Genomic DNA, 16,097 nt, shown 5'->3' on the forward strand with positions numbered 1-16,097 from the left:
GGGTGTCTTACTGGCTTATAATCTGGTGAGATATCAGATGATTAAAATGGCGGAACATCTGAAAGGTTACTGGCCGAATCAACTGAGTTTCTCAGAATCATGCGGAATGGTGATGAGAATGCTGATGACATTGCAGGGCGCTTCACCGGGACGTATACCGGAGCTGATGCGCGATCTTGCAAGTATGGGACAACTTGTGAAATTACCGACGAGAAGGGGAAGGGCCTTCCCGAGAGTGGTAAAGGAGAGGCCCTGGAAATACCCCACAGCCCCGAAAAAGAGCCAGTCAGTTGCTTAACTGACTGGCATTACAGCTCAAGGGCTGCCGTTTTGTGTTTCAGGTTTCTGTTATGTATTGCTGCTGTTTGCGGCGATGATTTTCGCTACTTTTTCAGCTTGCGCATTCATCTGCATCTGACGGTATGCATTTTCCATCAGCGGCAGCGCATCACGCGTAGCCTGGGTATCCGGGTAGTCGCGCAACATGCCTTCTATGCGGTTAACGACGGCAACCCATGCGCCACGTTCTGTATAGTACTCGGCCACGGAGTATTCATATTTCGCCAGACGATCTTTCAGGAATACCAGACGTTTGGTGGCATCGGTAGTGTACTGACTGTTCGGATAGCCGCGCACCAGTTTGGAAAAGTCACTAAACGCAGCTCGTGCATGTTGAGGATCGCGATCGCTACGGTCAACGCCAAAGAACCCTTGCAGCGCACTGTCATCCAGCGCCATATTGGTCAGGCCACGCATGTACATGACATAATCGATATTCGGATGGGTCGGGTTAAGGCGAATAAAACGATCGATGGCAGCCTGCGCTAACGGCAAATCGGCGTTTTTATAGTAGGCGTAGATGAGATCCAGCTGCACCTGCTGCGAATACGGACCAAACGGATAGCGATTATCTAACGCTTCCAGTTGCGTTATTGCCTGTCTCCAGTTACCGTCCTGCAGCTTTTGTTGTGCAGTCGCGTAAATTTCATTTGGCGGATTATCAGGTACTTCTTCCTTTGACCCCGAGCAACCCGCCAAAAACAGGCTTAGTGTGGCGGCTGCCACCAGATATTTCATGCGCGTCATGACGTTTTGACTTTCCTCAAAATGTAATACGGGAGATTCTCTGTTCCTGCACCCGGTTAAGACCAGCTACAATAGCACACTATATTAAACGGCAAAGCCGTAAAACCCCAACGATAAACGAAGAAGCAGTATATATGGCACAACGAGTACAGCTCACTGCAACGGTGTCCGAAAACCAACTCGGTCAACGCTTAGATCAGGCTTTGGCCGAAATGTTCCCGGATTATTCACGTTCGCGAATAAAAGAATGGATCCTCGACCAGCGCGTGCTGGTAAACGGCAAAGTTTGTGATAAGCCGAAAGAAAAAGTATTGGGTGGCGAGCAGGTTGCCATCAACGCTGAGATTGAAGAAGAAGCGCGTTTTGAACCGCAGGATATCCCTCTGGATATCGTCTATGAAGATGAAGATATCATCGTCATTAATAAACCGCGCGACCTAGTGGTACATCCTGGCGCGGGTAACCCGGATGGCACGGTACTGAATGCGTTGCTTCATTACTATCCGCCCATTGCCGATGTACCACGTGCGGGCATCGTCCATCGTCTGGATAAAGACACCACTGGCCTGATGGTTGTGGCAAAAACCGTTCCGGCTCAGACGCGTTTAGTCGAATCTTTGCAACGGCGTGAAATTACTCGTGAGTATGAAGCGGTGGCGATTGGTCATATGACCGCTGGCGGTACAGTAGATGAACCCATCAGCCGCCACCCGACCAAACGTACTCACATGGCGGTGCATCCGATGGGCAAACCGGCGGTGACTCACTATCGCATCATGGAACACTTCCGTGTGCACACGCGTCTGCGGTTGCGTCTGGAAACTGGACGTACGCACCAGATCCGCGTGCATATGGCCCATATCACTCATCCGCTGGTGGGCGATCCGGTTTATGGTGGCCGTCCGCGTCCGCCAAAAGGTGCTTCGGAAGCATTTATCTCCACGCTGCGTAAGTTTGACCGCCAGGCGCTTCATGCAACCATGCTGCGTCTTTATCACCCGATCTCCGGCATCGAAATGGAATGGCATGCGCCTATTCCACAAGATATGGTGGAGCTGATTGAGGTGATGCGCGCCGATTTCGAAGAGCATAAGGATGAAGTGGACTGGTTATGAGTAAGCTGATTGTCCCGCAGTGGCCGCTGCCAAAAGGTGTTGCGGCCTGTAGCTCCACTCGTATCGGCGGCGTGAGCTTGCCCCCGTATGACTCACTCAACCTCGGTGCCCATTGTGGCGATAACCCGGATCACGTTGAGGAGAATCGCAAGCGACTTTTTGCTGCGGGCAATTTGCCTTCTAAACCGGTCTGGCTTGAGCAGGTACACGGCAAAGATGTGCTTAAGCTTACTGGCGAACCTTATGCCTCAAAACGAGCAGATGCCTCTTATAGCAATACGCCTGGCACGGTTTGCGCAGTGATGACTGCCGACTGCCTCCCTGTGCTGTTTTGCAATCGAGCGGGAACGGAAGTCGCCGCCGTTCATGCTGGCTGGCGTGGACTGTGCGCAGGCGTGCTGGAAGAGACGGTTTCCTGTTTTGCTGATAAACCTGAAAACATTCTCGCCTGGTTAGGGCCGGCAATTGGTCCACGCGCGTTCGAAGTGGGGGCGGAGGTTCGCGAGGCGTTTATGGCAGTAGACGCTAAAGCAAGTGCAGCTTTCATTCAGCATGGTGATAAGTATCTGGCGGATATTTATCAGCTTGCCCGGCAGCGTCTGGCGAACGTGGGTGTTGAGCAAATTTTCGGCGGCGACCGTTGTACATATACGGAAAATGAGACTTTCTTCTCTTATCGTCGCGACAAGACCACCGGTCGTATGGCAAGTTTCATTTGGCTGATATAACCTAAAGAATCAAGACGATCCGGTACGCGTGATTTTCTTTTCACATTAATCTGGTCAATAACCTTGAATAATTGAGGGATGACCTCATTTAATCTCCAGTAGCAACTTTGATCCGTTATGGGAGGAGTTATGCGTCTGGATCGTCTTACTAATAAATTCCAGCTTGCTCTTGCCGATGCCCAATCACTTGCACTCGGGCACGACAACCAATTCATCGAACCACTTCATTTAATGAGCGCCCTGCTGAATCAGGAAGGGGGTTCGGTTAGTCCTTTATTAACATCCGCTGGCATAAATGCTGGCCAGTTGCGCACAGATATCAATCAGGCATTAAATCGTTTACCGCAGGTTGAAGGTACTGGTGGTGATGTCCAGCCATCACAGGATCTGGTGCGCGTTCTTAATCTTTGCGACAAGCTGGCGCAAAAACGTGGTGATAACTTTATCTCGTCAGAACTGTTCGTTCTGGCGGCACTTGAGTCTCGCGGCACGCTGGCCGACATCCTGAAAGCAACAGGGGCGACCACCGCCAACATTACTCAAGCGATTGAACAAATGCGTGGAGGTGAAAGCGTGAACGATCAAGGTGCTGAAGACCAACGTCAGGCTTTGAAAAAATATACCATCGACCTTACCGAACGAGCCGAACAGGGCAAACTCGATCCGGTGATTGGTCGTGATGAAGAAATTCGCCGTACCATTCAGGTGCTGCAACGTCGTACTAAAAATAACCCGGTACTGATTGGTGAACCCGGCGTCGGTAAAACTGCCATCGTTGAAGGTCTGGCGCAGCGTATTATCAACGGCGAAGTGCCGGAAGGATTGAAAGGCCGCCGCGTACTGGCGCTGGATATGGGCGCGCTGGTGGCTGGGGCGAAATATCGCGGTGAGTTTGAAGAACGTTTAAAAGGCGTGCTTAACGATCTTGCCAAACAGGAAGGCAACGTCATCCTGTTTATCGACGAATTACATACCATGGTCGGCGCGGGTAAAGCCGATGGCGCAATGGACGCCGGAAACATGCTGAAACCGGCGCTGGCGCGTGGTGAATTGCACTGCGTAGGTGCCACGACGCTTGACGAATATCGCCAGTACATCGAAAAAGATGCTGCGCTGGAACGTCGTTTCCAGAAAGTGTTTGTTGCCGAGCCTTCTGTTCAAGACACCATTGCGATTCTGCGTGGCGTGAAAGAACGTTTCGAATTGCTCCACCATGTGCAAATTACTGACCCGGCAATTGTTGCAGCAGCGACGTTGTCTCATCGCTACATTGCTGACCGTCAGCTGCCGGATAAAGCCATCGACCTGATCGATGAAGCAGCATCCAGCATTCGTATGCAGATTGACTCAAAACCAGAAGAACTCGACCGACTCGATCGTCGTATCATCCAGCTCAAACTGGAACAACAGGCGTTAATGAAAGAGTCTGATGAAGCCAGTAAAAAACGCCTGGATATGCTCAACGAAGAACTGAGCGACAAAGAACGTCAGTACTCCGAGTTAGAAGAAGAGTGGAAAGCAGAGAAGGCATCGCTTTCTGGTACGCAGACCATTAAAGCGGAACTGGAACAGGCGAAAATCGCTATTGAACAGGCTCGCCGTGTGGGGGACCTGGCGCGGATGTCTGAACTGCAATACGGCAAAATCCCGGAACTGGAAAAGCAACTGGAAGCCGCAACGCAGCTCGAAGGCAAAACTATGCGTCTGTTGCGTAATAAAGTGACCGATGCCGAAATTGCTGAAGTGCTGGCGCGTTGGACGGGGATTCCGGTTTCTCGCATGATGGAAAGCGAGCGCGAAAAACTGCTGCGTATGGAGCAAGAACTGCACCATCGCGTCATTGGTCAGAACGAAGCGGTTGATGCGGTATCTAACGCTATTCGCCGTAGCCGTGCGGGGTTGGCGGATCCAAATCGCCCGATTGGTTCATTCCTGTTCCTCGGCCCAACGGGTGTGGGGAAAACTGAGCTTTGTAAGGCGCTGGCGAACTTTATGTTTGATAGCGACGAGGCGATGGTCCGTATCGATATGTCCGAATTTATGGAGAAACACTCGGTGTCTCGTCTGGTTGGTGCGCCTCCGGGATATGTCGGTTATGAAGAAGGTGGCTACCTGACCGAAGCTGTGCGTCGTCGTCCGTATTCCGTCATCCTGCTGGATGAAGTGGAAAAAGCGCATCCGGATGTCTTCAATATTCTGTTGCAGGTACTGGATGATGGGCGTCTGACTGACGGGCAGGGGAGAACGGTCGACTTCCGTAATACGGTTGTCATTATGACCTCTAACCTCGGTTCCGATCTGATTCAGGAACGCTTCGGTGAACTGGATTATGCGCACATGAAAGAGCTGGTGCTCGGTGTGGTTAGCCATAACTTCCGTCCGGAATTCATTAACCGTATTGATGAAGTGGTGGTCTTCCATCCGCTGGGTGAACAGCACATTGCCTCGATTGCGCAGATTCAGTTGAAACGTCTGTACAAACGTCTGGAAGAACGTGGTTATGAAATCCACATTTCTGACGAGGCGCTGAAACTGCTGAGCGAGAACGGTTACGATCCAGTCTATGGTGCACGTCCTTTGAAACGTGCTATCCAGCAGCAGATCGAAAACCCGCTGGCACAGCAAATACTGTCTGGTGAATTGGTTCCGGGTAAAGTGATTCGCCTGGAAGTTAATGAAGACCGGATTGTCGCTGTCCAGTAATGATAAAACGAGCCCTTCGGGGCTAATGCCAGTCAGTTAAGCAACTGACTGGCTCTTTTTCGGGGCTGTGGGGTATTTCCAGGGCCTCTCCTTTACCACTCTCGGGAAGGCCCTTCCCCTTCTCGTCGGTAATTTCACAAGTTGTCCCATACTTGCAAGATCGCGCATCAGCTCCGGTATACGTCCCGGTGAAGCGCCCTGCAATGTCATCAGCATTCTCATCACCATTCCGCATGATTCTGAGAAACTCATTTGATTCGGCCAGTAACCTTTCAGATGTTCCGCCATTTTAATCATCTGATATCTCACCAGATTATAAGCCAGTAAGACACCCCACAGCTCTTGCTCCACAAGCTCCGGCTTTTTACTTCTCAGCGTCAGCCTGCTCAGTTGCATCGTCTGTTTTATCTCCCTGTATCCCAGATCGCTTTCCCAGCGATGACTGTACAGATCCGCCATTTCTCCTCCGGGGAAGCGCATGGCGTCCGTCATCGACGTCAGCAGATGGCAGACTTTTCCTTTGCGCGTCACGGTCAGCAGGCGGGCTGTCACTTCATTTCCCAGTCCCGGCCACTTTTTTCGTGCCTGCGGGCTGGTTTTCAGCTTCACCAGATGATCGCCTTTACCCAGTTTTCTGAGCTCTTCATATTGCGCTCCCTTTCTGAGAGGTATCATCCAGTGGCGGTGTTCTCCCGCCAGGCTCCAGCCATTTAACAGTCCCAGTGAGTAATAACCTTTATCCATTAACGTCAGAGTGTTATCGCCGGTTTGTTCTATAAGTTGCTCAGCAAGCTCATTTTCGCTGTTCTTCATCGTGCCGAAGGCTGCAGCCGTCAGCAGATGGCTGGTCAGTTCCATCTGGCAGACCATTTTGACCTGCGGGTAGAGCGCCGGGTTCCCGGCATGTGTCTGGCGGGGGAAGGCTGCATCGTTCTCTGGTGTATCCGGTGTGCGCCAGAACACACCATCGATGGCCAGCAGGGTCAGGCCGCACCAGTGCGGATGCGGCGTGGCGTTATGCCAGAGCTGCGCTGTTTTCGTGAACACGCGGCGGACAGCCTCACTTCCCAGGCGCTGGCGGGCCTGAATAACGGCACTGGGGGCACCGAAGGGGCGATTGCCCGGCAGCATGATGTCCAGGCGATTCACAATCTGGTGAAGAGGTTCTTTACGCTCAAGCGCCATGCCAACAATACACCAGACCATCATTTCGAGGGGAAGACGGCGCTTGCGTAGCGTTACAGTACCTGATTCGGCAAGGCAACGAGAGATGAGTTCGGGGTCGAGGTAATCCCCCAGAGAAGTCAGTGGGTTACGCAGAGAATCGTAACGGGATACCAGATCAAGAGCCTGTCCAATGTGCATAAAAAAATCCGGAAACAAGTGAGCGTTTCCGGATTCTTACACAGCCACTGGATCGGTCAACTGATCCTTAACTGATCGGCATTACAGCCCTTGAGCTGCCGTTTTTTTATTCTGTTAGTTGTGAAACTGAAGCGATTTAGTCACTATCGATCTCATCAAATATGGCTCGCTTTGAGATATTCCTCAAGTAAAAAAACACCTCTTCCTGCGATTTCTCACAAAAAAGATTCGTTGACAAAAAGTGACAAAATTATGAGATTTCCATCACACATTTTGACATCAGGAACGGTATGCTGAATTCACCAAGACGGGAAGACAAGAGGTAAAATTTATGACAATGAACATTACCAGCAAACAAATGGAAATTACTCCGGCCATCCGCCAACATGTCGCAGACCGTCTCGCCAAACTGGAAAAATGGCAAACACATCTGATTAATCCACATATCATTCTGTCCAAAGAGCCACAAGGGTTTGTTGCTGACGCCACAATCAATACACCTAACGGCGTTCTGGTTGCCAGTGGTAAACATGAAGATATGTACACCGCAATTAACGAATTGATCAACAAGCTGGAACGGCAGCTCAATAAACTGCAGCACAAAGGCGAAGCACGTCGTGCCGCAACATCGGTGAAAGACGCCAACTTCGTCGAAGAAGTTGAAGAAGAGTAGTCCTTTATATTGAGTGTATCGCCAACGCGCCTTCGGGCGCGTTTTTTGTTGACAGCGTGAAAACAGTACGGGTACTGTACTAAAGTCACTTAAGGAAACAAACATGAAACACATACCGTTTTTCTTCGCATTCTTTTTTACCTTCCCCTGAATGGGAGGCGTTTCGTCGTGTGAAACAGAATGCGAAGACGAACAATAAGGCCTCCCAAATCGGGGGGCCTTTTTTATTGATAACAAAAAGGCAACACTATGACATCGGAAAACCCGTTACTGGCGCTGCGAGAGAAAATCAGCGCGCTGGATGAAAAATTATTAGCGTTACTGGCAGAACGGCGCGAACTGGCCGTCGAGGTGGGAAAAGCCAAACTGCTCTCGCATCGCCCGGTACGTGATATTGATCGTGAACGCGATTTGCTGGAAAGATTAATTACGCTCGGTAAAGCGCACCATCTGGACGCCCATTACATTACTCGCCTGTTCCAGCTCATCATTGAAGATTCCGTATTAACTCAGCAGGCTTTGCTCCAACAACATCTCAATAAAATTAATCCGCACTCAGCACGCATCGCTTTTCTCGGCCCCAAAGGTTCTTATTCCCATCTTGCGGCGCGCCAGTATGCTGCCCGTCACTTTGAGCAATTCATTGAAAGTGGCTGCGCCAAATTTGCCGATATTTTTAATCAGGTGGAAACCGGCCAGGCCGACTATGCCGTCGTACCGATTGAAAATACCAGCTCCGGTGCCATAAACGACGTTTACGATCTGCTGCAACATACCAGCTTGTCGATTGTTGGCGAGATGACGTTAACTATCGACCATTGTTTGTTGGTCTCCGGCACTACTGATTTATCCACCATCAATACGGTCTACAGCCATCCGCAGCCATTCCAGCAATGCAGCAAATTCCTTAATCGTTATCCGCACTGGAAGATTGAATATACCGAAAGTACGTCTGCGGCAATGGAAAAGGTTGCACAGGCAAAATCACCGCATGTTGCTGCGTTGGGAAGCGAAGCTGGCGGCACTTTGTACGGTTTGCAGGTACTGGAGCGTATTGAAGCAAATCAGCGACAAAACTTCACCCGATTTGTGGTGTTGGCGCGTAAAGCCATTAACGTGTCTGATCAGGTTCCGGCGAAAACCACGTTGTTAATGGCGACCGGGCAACAAGCCGGTGCGTTGGTTGAAGCGTTGCTGGTACTGCGCAACCACAATCTGATTATGACCCGTCTGGAATCACGCCCGATTCACGGTAATCCATGGGAAGAGATGTTCTATCTGGATATTCAGGCTAATCTTGAATCAGCGGAAATGCAAAAAGCATTGAAAGAGTTAGGGGAAATCACCCGTTCAATGAAGGTATTGGGCTGTTACCCAAGTGAGAACGTAGTGCCTGTTGATCCAACCTGATGAAAAGGTGCCGGATGATGTGAATCATCCGGCACTGGATTATTACTGGCGATTGTCATTCGCCTGACGCAATAACACGCGGCTTTCACTCTGAAAACGCTGTGCGTAATCGCCGAACCAGTGCTCCACCTTGCGGAAACTGTCAATAAACGCCTGCTTATCGCCCTGCTCCAGCAACTCAATCGCCTCGCCGAAACGCTTATAGTAACGTTTGATTAACGCCAGATTACGCTCTGACGACATAATGATGTCGGCATAAAGCTGCGGATCCTGAGCAAACAGTCGCCCGACCATCGCCAGCTCAAGGCGGTAAATCGGCGAAGAGAGCGCCAGAAGTTGCTCAAGCTGAACATTTTCTTCTGCCAGGTGCAGCCCGTAAGCAAAAGTAGCAAAGTGGCGCAGAGCCTGAATAAACGCCATATTCTGATCGTGCTCGACAGCGCTAATACGATGCAACCGAGCGCCCCAGACCTGAATTTGCTCCAGAAACCATTGGTATGCTTCCGGCTTACGTCCATCACACCAGACCACAACTTGCTTTGCCAGGCTACCGCTGTCCGGGCCGAACATCGGGTGTAACCCCAGTACCGGGCCATCGTGCGCCGCCAGCATGGCCTGTAATGGTCCATTTTTCACTGATGCCAGATCAACCAGAATACAATCTTTCGGTAAAGGCGGTAATTTGCCGATAACTTGCTCAGTAACGTGGATTGGCACACTAACAATCACCATTCCGGCATCGGCAACAATATCAGCCGCTCGATCCCAGTCATGTTGCTCCAGAATCCGCACCTGATAACCCGATAGTGTCAGCATCTTCTCGAACAGGCGTCCCATCTGACCGCCACCGCCGACGATAACCACCGGACGCAGTGACGGACAAAGTGTTTTAAATCCTTTGTCGTTTTCACTGGAGTAAGATTCACGCATCACCCGACGCAAAACATCCTCAATCAGATCTGGCGGTACACCCAGAGCTTCCGCCTCTGCACGACGCGAGGCCAACATAGATGCCTCGCGCTCCGGAACATAAATAGGCAGTCCAAAGCGGCTTTTCACCTTGCCCACTTCAGCAACCAGTTCCAGACGCTTCGCTAATAAATTCAGCAGCGCTTTATCGACTTCATCAATTTGATCGCGTAATGCGGTCAATTCAGCAACCATAATAAACCTCTTAAGCCACGCGAGCCGTCAGCTGCCCGTTCAGATCCTGATGAATTTCACGCAGCAAGGCATCAGTCATTTCCCAGCTAATGCAGGCATCGGTTACGGATACACCGTATTTCATTTCACTGCGCGGTTGCTCAGAAGACTGATTGCCCTCGTGGATATTACTTTCGATCATCAGACCAATAATTGAGCGATTACCATCTTTGATTTGAGCAACCACGGATTCTGCCACCGCAGGCTGACGGCGATAATCTTTATTGGAATTACCGTGGCTGCAATCTACCATCAGAGACGGGCGCAGTCCCGCCTGTTCCATCTCTTTTTCACATTGCGCAACATCCGCAGGGCTATAGTTCGGCGCTTTACCACCGCGCAGGATCACATGCCCGTCCGGATTCCCCTGAGTTTGTAGCAACGCAACCTGCCCTGCCTGGTTAATGCCAACAAAACAGTGCGGCTGGGCGGCGGCGCGCATAGCGTTAATTGCTGTTGCCAGACTGCCGTCGGTGCCGTTTTTAAAACCAACCGGCATGGAAAGCCCGGAGGCCATTTCACGGTGAGTTTGCGATTCCGTTGTACGAGCACCAATTGCTGACCAGCTAAACAGATCGCCCAGGTATTGCGGGCTATTCGGATCTAACGCTTCCGTCGCCAGTGGCAGTCCCATATTCACCAGCTCAAGCAACAATTTACGCGCGATTTGCAGCCCGGCTTCTACATCAAAAGAGCCATCCATATGGGGATCGTTAATTAACCCTTTCCAGCCGACAGTGGTACGGGGTTTTTCAAAATAGACGCGCATTACCAGATAGAGGCTATCGCTGACCTCTGCGGCAAGAGCTTTAAATCGACGAGCATATTCCAGAGCAGTTTCCGGATCATGAATGGAACAAGGACCACATACTACCAGCAGACGAGGATCGCGCCCGGCGATAATATCTGAAATGGTTTTACGCGAGTCAGCAATCTGGGCTTCTTGTTGCAGGCTCAATGGAAAAGCGGCCTTCAGTTGTTCCGGAGTCATTAAAACCTGTTCGTCGGTAATATGTACGTTATTCAGCGCGTCTTTATGCATGATGGCGATCCTGTTTATGCTCGTTTGCGATAGTTGCTCCTCAGCGAGGATGACGTAACGATAACACATAAAGTAAAGTTTTCAATCCATATTTCGTACATTTTTATTTACACAGGCAATTTAGTCGCGCTTTCAACCCTTGCTTCTGTATAGATAAATTTACATCCCCTTTAAAAACAATCCGCTATGCTTTGAAAAAGGAGAAAGAAATGATGAAAAAGTTTATCGCCCCCTTGTTGGCTTTACTGGTTAGCGGATGTCAGATTGATCCTTATACTCACGCGCCAACCTTGACCAGCACCGACTGGTATGATGTCGGTATGGAAGATGCGATATCGGGCAGCGCCATAAAAGATGACGATGCATTTAGCGATTCACAGGCGGATCGCGGTCTATACCTTAAAGGATATGCCGAAGGGCAAAAGAAAACTTGCCAGACCGATTTTACTTATGCCCGGGGACTTTCCGGTAAAAGCTTTCCTGCCAGCTGCAACAATGTTGAAAATGCCAGCCAACTGCATGAAGTATGGCAAAAAAGGGCTGATGAAAATGCCAGCACAATACGATTAAATTAATTAAAACCCCACAAATAAATTAAACATAAGATTTTACTCATTGTGTTTTATTTCTCACATTGATGACGGTCGCATGAAAAAATGATATTTTAATGAGCATCCTGAAAAAATATCGATGCATTTCGAGCGAAGATGGTGGGGATCCCTGAATGCGTTTTTCTCACCGACTGTTCTTACTTCTGATTCTCCTGCTGACGGGAGCACCAATACTCGCTCAAGAGCCTTCTGACGTTGCGAAAAACGTGCGTATGATGGTTTCCGGTATTGTCAGTTACACCCGCTGGCCTGCGCTATCAGGGCCACCAAAGTTATGTATCTTTTCATCTTCACGTTTTAGTACCGCCCTACAAGAGAATGCCGCGACATCTTTGCCTTATCTGCCTGTCATCATTCACACTCAACAAGAGGCGATGATTTCAGGCTGCAATGGTTTTTATTTTGGCAACGAGTCACCGACATTCCAGATGGAATTAACCGAACAATATCCGTCAAAGGCGTTATTATTAATTGCCGAACAAAATACCGAGTGCATTATTGGTAGCGCCTTTTGTCTGATCATCCACAATAATGACGTCAGATTTGCCGTAAACCTGGATGCCTCATCGCGTAGCGGTGTAAAGGTCAACCCGGATGTCTTAATGCTCGCACGGAAGAAAAATGATGGATAACGATAATTCTCTTAATAAGCGCCCCACGTTTAAAAGAGCATTACGCAACATCAGTATGACCAGCATATTTATCACTATGATGCTGATCTGGTTGCTGCTTTCCGTGACCTCGGTGCTGACCCTGAAACAGTACGCGCAAAAAAACCTGGCACTGACAGCAGCAACAATGACTTACAGTCTGGAAGCAGCTGTCGTTTTTGCCGATGGCCCTGCAGCAACTGAAACACTGGCAGCGCTGGGCCAGCAAGGGCATTTTCAACTGCAGAAGTACGTGATAAGCAGCAAAATATTCTGGCATCCTGGCATTACCCCCGTAAGGATCCAGGCGATACTTTCAGCAATTTCATAAGCCACTGGCTCTTCCCTGCCCCCATCATTCAGCCGATTCGTCACAATGGTGAAACCATTGGCGAAGTACGCTTAACCGCTCGCGACAGTTCAATCAGCCATTTTATCTGGTTTTCGCTCGCCGTACTGACCGGTTGTATTCTGCTGGCATCAGGCATCGCAATTACCCTCACCCGCCATTTGCACAATGGCCTGGTGGAAGCACTGAAAAATATCACCGATGTCGTACATGATGTGCGTTCCAACCGCAATTTTTCCCGACGAGTTTCGGAAGAACGTATCGCTGAGTTTCACCGCTTCGCTCTCGACTTCAACAGTCTGCTGGATGAAATGGAAGAGTGGCAGCTTCGTTTACAGGCCAAAAATGCGCAGCTTCTGCGTACCGCGCTACATGACCCATTAACCGGGCTGGCTAACCGCGCAGCGTTTCGTAGCGGCATCAATACGTTGATGAACAATTCCGATGCCCGAAAAACGTCGGCGTTACTATTTCTTGATGGCGATAATTTCAAATATATCAATGATACCTGGGGTCATGCGACGGGCGATAGGGTCTTGATTGAAATCGCAAAACGGTTAGCTGAATTTGGCGGGCTGCGACATAAAGCATACCGCCTGGGCGGCGATGAATTCGCTATGGTGCTCTATGATGTACAGTCGGAATCTGAAGTGCAGCAGATATGCTCAGCACTGACACAAATCTTTAATCTCCCGTTTGATCTTCATAATGGCCATCAGACCACCATGACATTAAGCATTGGTTACGCGATGACCATTGAGCACGCCTCTGCGGAAAAATTACAAGAGCTTGCCGATCACAATATGTATCAGGCCAAACACCAGCGTGCCGAAAAGCTGGTGAGATAACAAGGATATATCGATATGATAAAGCACCTGGTAGCACCCCTGATTTTCACCTCACTAATACTGACTGGCTGCCAGTCCCCTCAGGGAAAGTTTACTCCTGAGCAAGTCGCCGCTATGCAATCTTATGGATTTACTGAATCCGCCGGCGACTGGTCGCTGGGCTTATCAGATGCCATTCTGTTCGCAAAAAATGACTACAAATTGCTCCCGGAAAGCCAGCAACAGATCCAAACCATGGCAGCCAAATTGGCCTCGACAGGGCTAACACATGCCCGTATGGATGGACACACCGATAACTATGGTGAAGACAGTTACAACGAAGGCTTATCATTGAAACGGGCGAATGTCGTGGCCGATGCATGGGCTATTGGTGGACAAATTCCACGCAGCAATCTCACCACACAGGGTTTAGGAAAAAAATATCCCATAGCCAGTAACAAGACCGCCCAGGGCCGCGCCGAGAACCGCCGCGTCGCAGTGGTGATTACAACCCCTTAAAACACGAGCAAACAGACAAAAAAAGGGCCAGCCAATTGGCCAGCCCTTCTTAACAGGATGTCGCTTAAGCGAAATCTTAGTTAAGACGCTCTTTGATACGAGCAGCCTTACCAGTACGCTCACGCAGGTAGTACAGTTTAGCTTTACGAACAGCACCACGACGTTTGACAGAAATGCTGTCAACTACCGGAGAGTGAGTCTGGAAGACACGCTCAACGCCTTCGCCGTTGGAAATTTTACGAACAGTGAATGCAGAGTGCAGACCGCGGTTACGAATAGCGATAACCACGCCCTCGAATGCCTGCAGACGTTTTTTGGAACCTTCAACAACCCATACTTTCACTTCCACGGTATCACCCGGACGGAAGGAAGGTACGTCCTGCTTCATCTGCTCTTGTTCAAGTTGCTTAATAATGTTGCTCATAATTTAATCTCTTATCCTGGGTAAACTGATCTCTCGGGGGCTTACGCCATCCCATCATGTTTATGTTGCTGTTGTGCGTGTTCCGTTTTGAACTCCGCCAGCAACCTTGCTTGCTCTTCAGTCAGAGCCAGGTTTTCCAGAAGTTCAGGTCTTCTAAGCCAGGTACGGCCCAGCGACTGTTTCAAACGCCAGCGACGTATCTCGGCATGGTTGCCCGACAGTAACACTGGCGGAACTTCCATCCCTTCTAACACCTCAGGCCGCGTATAGTGCGGGCAATCCAGCAATCCTTCAGCAAAGGAATCTTCCGTTGCCGAGGCTTCATGTCCCAGTACTCCCGGAATAAACCGGGAAACGGAGTCAATCAGCGTCATTGCTGGTAACTCACCACCACTGAGAACGTAATCGCCGATTGACCATTCTTCGTCAATTTCGGTTTGGATCACGCGCTCATCTATACCTTCGTAGCGACCGCACACCAGAATCAATTTTTGATTCGTTGCCAGTTCGCTGACGCCCGCTTGATCAAGCTTGCGTCCCTGTGGTGACAGATAAATCACCTTTGCGCCTTCACCCGCCGCGGCTTTTGCTGCATGAATGGCGTCCCGCAAGGGTTGCACCATCATTAACATCCCCGGTCCGCCGCCGTAAGGACGATCGTCCACGGTACGGTGCCGGTCATGCGTGAAGTCGCGAGGACTCCAACTCTGGATGCTCAGCAGGCCATTTTTAACTGCCCGGCCAGTTACCCCGTAATCGGTAATTGCGCGGAACATTTCAGGAAACAGGCTAATTATGCCAATCCACATAGCGCCGCCTTTTACCGTTTATCCGGTGGTTTAAAAACCAGGATCCCAATCTACTTCGATTGAACGAGTAGTGAGATCGACTTTCTTGATAACCTGCCCATCGAGGAACGGTACGAGACGTTCCTTGATACCAAACGCATCTTTCAGGTTTGCCTTAATGACGAGAACGTCATTAGATCCGGTTTCCATCATATCAACGACTTTACCGAGATCGTAGCCTTCAGTGGTTACTACCTGGCAGCCCATCAGGTCTTTCCAGTAGTAGTCCCCCTCTTCAAGCTGAGGCAGCTGCGATGAATCCACGACAATTTCACAATTCGTCAGCAGGTTCGCCGCATCACGATCGTCAACGCCTTTCAGCTTGATGATCATGTCCTGATTGTGGTGCTTCCAGCTTTCCAGCTGGACTTGCTGCCACTGACCCGCCTTCTGGATAAACCAGGGCTGATAGTCAAAAATGCTTTCGGCGTCTTCGGTGGAAGAAAACACTCTGAGCCACCCACGAATACCGTAAGACGAACCCATTTTTCCCAAAACGATGGGATCAACAGGTGCTTGCGCGGTGAGTTGTTTGCTCATCATG

General features: G+C 50.0%; 15 protein-coding genes, 1 pseudogene and 3 other annotated features (1 of these 19 running past the window's edge). Of the genes and pseudogenes, 9 read left to right on the top strand and 7 right to left on the bottom strand.

Going from position 1 to position 16,097, the window contains the following annotated elements; all coding sequences use genetic code 11:
* Positions 1 to 312 (top strand) — a mobile genetic element (partial) (it extends 127 nt beyond the left edge of the window).
* Positions 313 to 348: 36 nt separating this feature from the next.
* A complete protein-coding gene (locus SF2652) occupies positions 349 to 1,086 on the bottom strand; it encodes an outer membrane biogenesis protein BamD (RefSeq protein NP_708441.1) in 738 nt (245 codons plus the stop codon).
* A 134-nt stretch (positions 1,087 to 1,220) separates the two neighbouring features.
* Between SF2652 and rluD the strand changes: the two genes are divergently transcribed.
* From rluD to clpB, 3 genes are all read left to right on the top strand, one after another.
* Positions 1,221 to 2,201 (top strand): 23S rRNA pseudouridine synthase D, encoded by a 981-nt coding sequence (rluD, locus tag SF2653; protein NP_708442.1) that lies wholly within the window; start codon positions 1,221 to 1,223, stop codon positions 2,199 to 2,201.
* A complete protein-coding gene (gene yfiH, locus SF2654) occupies positions 2,198 to 2,929 on the top strand; it encodes a hypothetical protein (RefSeq protein ID NP_708443.1) in 732 nt (243 codons plus the stop codon). The genes rluD and yfiH overlap by 4 nt, the downstream gene beginning before the upstream one ends.
* 129 nt (positions 2,930 to 3,058) lie before the next feature.
* Positions 3,059 to 5,632, top strand: a complete 2,574-nt coding sequence (clpB, locus tag SF2655) for a protein disaggregation chaperone (protein NP_708444.2) — start codon at positions 3,059 to 3,061, stop codon at positions 5,630 to 5,632.
* Positions 5,633 to 5,655: 23 nt separating this feature from the next.
* Positions 5,656 to 7,082 (bottom strand) — a mobile genetic element.
* Here clpB and SF2656 read toward each other — a convergent pair.
* The gene (locus tag SF2656; RefSeq protein NP_708445.1) at positions 5,669 to 7,015 is read right to left on the bottom strand and encodes an insertion sequence IS4 transposase InsG; all 1,347 of its coding nucleotides are present in this window, start codon (positions 7,013 to 7,015) and stop codon (positions 5,669 to 5,671) included. Its footprint overlaps the feature before it by 1,347 nt.
* A 246-nt stretch (positions 7,083 to 7,328) precedes the next feature.
* Here SF2656 and yfiA point away from each other — a divergent pair.
* Positions 7,329 to 7,670 (top strand): translation inhibitor protein RaiA, encoded by a 342-nt coding sequence (gene yfiA, locus SF2657; protein NP_708446.1) that lies wholly within the window; start codon positions 7,329 to 7,331, stop codon positions 7,668 to 7,670.
* Between the two features lie 249 nt (positions 7,671 to 7,919).
* Entirely contained in the window at positions 7,920 to 9,080 is a 1,161-nt protein-coding gene (pheA, locus tag SF2659; protein NP_708448.1) for a bifunctional chorismate mutase/prephenate dehydratase, read from the top strand.
* A 42-nt stretch (positions 9,081 to 9,122) separates the two neighbouring features.
* Here the strand turns inward: pheA and tyrA are convergent, their stop codons facing one another.
* Positions 9,123 to 10,244 (bottom strand): bifunctional chorismate mutase/prephenate dehydrogenase, encoded by a 1,122-nt coding sequence (gene tyrA, locus SF2660; RefSeq protein ID NP_708449.1) that lies wholly within the window; start codon positions 10,242 to 10,244, stop codon positions 9,123 to 9,125.
* A 10-nt stretch (positions 10,245 to 10,254) separates the two neighbouring features.
* On the bottom strand, positions 10,255 to 11,325 hold the full coding sequence (aroF, locus tag SF2661; protein ID NP_708450.1) for a phospho-2-dehydro-3-deoxyheptonate aldolase: 1,071 nt from the start codon (positions 11,323 to 11,325) through the stop codon (positions 10,255 to 10,257).
* 209 nt (positions 11,326 to 11,534) lie between these two features.
* On the opposite strand from aroF, the gene yfiL reads away from it, so the two are divergent.
* From yfiL to yfiB, 4 genes and pseudogenes are all read left to right on the top strand, one after another.
* Positions 11,535 to 11,900 (top strand): lipoprotein, encoded by a 366-nt coding sequence (yfiL, locus tag SF2662; RefSeq protein ID NP_708451.2) that lies wholly within the window; start codon positions 11,535 to 11,537, stop codon positions 11,898 to 11,900.
* A 149-nt stretch (positions 11,901 to 12,049) separates the two neighbouring features.
* A complete protein-coding gene (locus tag SF2663) occupies positions 12,050 to 12,568 on the top strand; it encodes a hypothetical protein (protein NP_708452.1) in 519 nt (172 codons plus the stop codon).
* Positions 12,558 to 13,783: a sequence feature (Similar to Escherichia coli K12 conserved hypothetical protein gi: 1788956 (409 aa). BLAST with identity of 99% in 409 aa. This CDS contains an in-frame stop codon. The sequence has been checked and is believed to be correct.), on the top strand. (Overlaps the previous gene by 11 nt.)
* Positions 12,558 to 13,783: pseudogene (gene yfiN / locus SF2664) on the top strand. (Overlaps the previous feature by 1,226 nt.) The gene SF2663 and the pseudogene yfiN overlap by 11 nt, the downstream one beginning before the upstream one ends.
* Positions 13,784 to 13,798: 15 nt before the next feature.
* Entirely contained in the window at positions 13,799 to 14,281 is a 483-nt protein-coding gene (yfiB, locus tag SF2665; protein NP_708453.1) for an outer membrane lipoprotein, read from the top strand.
* Between the two features lie 76 nt (positions 14,282 to 14,357).
* On the opposite strand, the gene rplS is transcribed toward yfiB, so the two are convergent.
* The 3 genes from rplS to rimM are packed head-to-tail and all read right to left on the bottom strand — an operon-like array spanning position 14,358 to position 16,093.
* Positions 14,358 to 14,705 carry a 50S ribosomal protein L19 gene (gene rplS / locus SF2666; RefSeq protein NP_708454.1) on the bottom strand — a complete coding sequence of 116 codons (348 nt, stop codon included), beginning with the start codon at positions 14,703 to 14,705 and terminating at the stop codon, positions 14,358 to 14,360.
* Between the two features lie 41 nt (positions 14,706 to 14,746).
* Positions 14,747 to 15,514 (bottom strand): tRNA (guanine-N(1)-)-methyltransferase, encoded by a 768-nt coding sequence (gene trmD, locus SF2667; protein ID NP_708455.1) that lies wholly within the window; start codon positions 15,512 to 15,514, stop codon positions 14,747 to 14,749.
* Positions 15,515 to 15,544: 30 nt separating this feature from the next.
* A complete protein-coding gene (gene rimM, locus SF2668) occupies positions 15,545 to 16,093 on the bottom strand; it encodes a 16S rRNA-processing protein RimM (RefSeq protein NP_708456.2) in 549 nt (182 codons plus the stop codon).
* Between the last annotated feature and the right edge of the window lie 4 nt (positions 16,094 to 16,097).

The sequence above is a fragment of the Shigella flexneri 2a str. 301 genome, assembly GCF_000006925.2.
Classification (GTDB): domain Bacteria; phylum Pseudomonadota; class Gammaproteobacteria; order Enterobacterales; family Enterobacteriaceae; genus ECMA0423.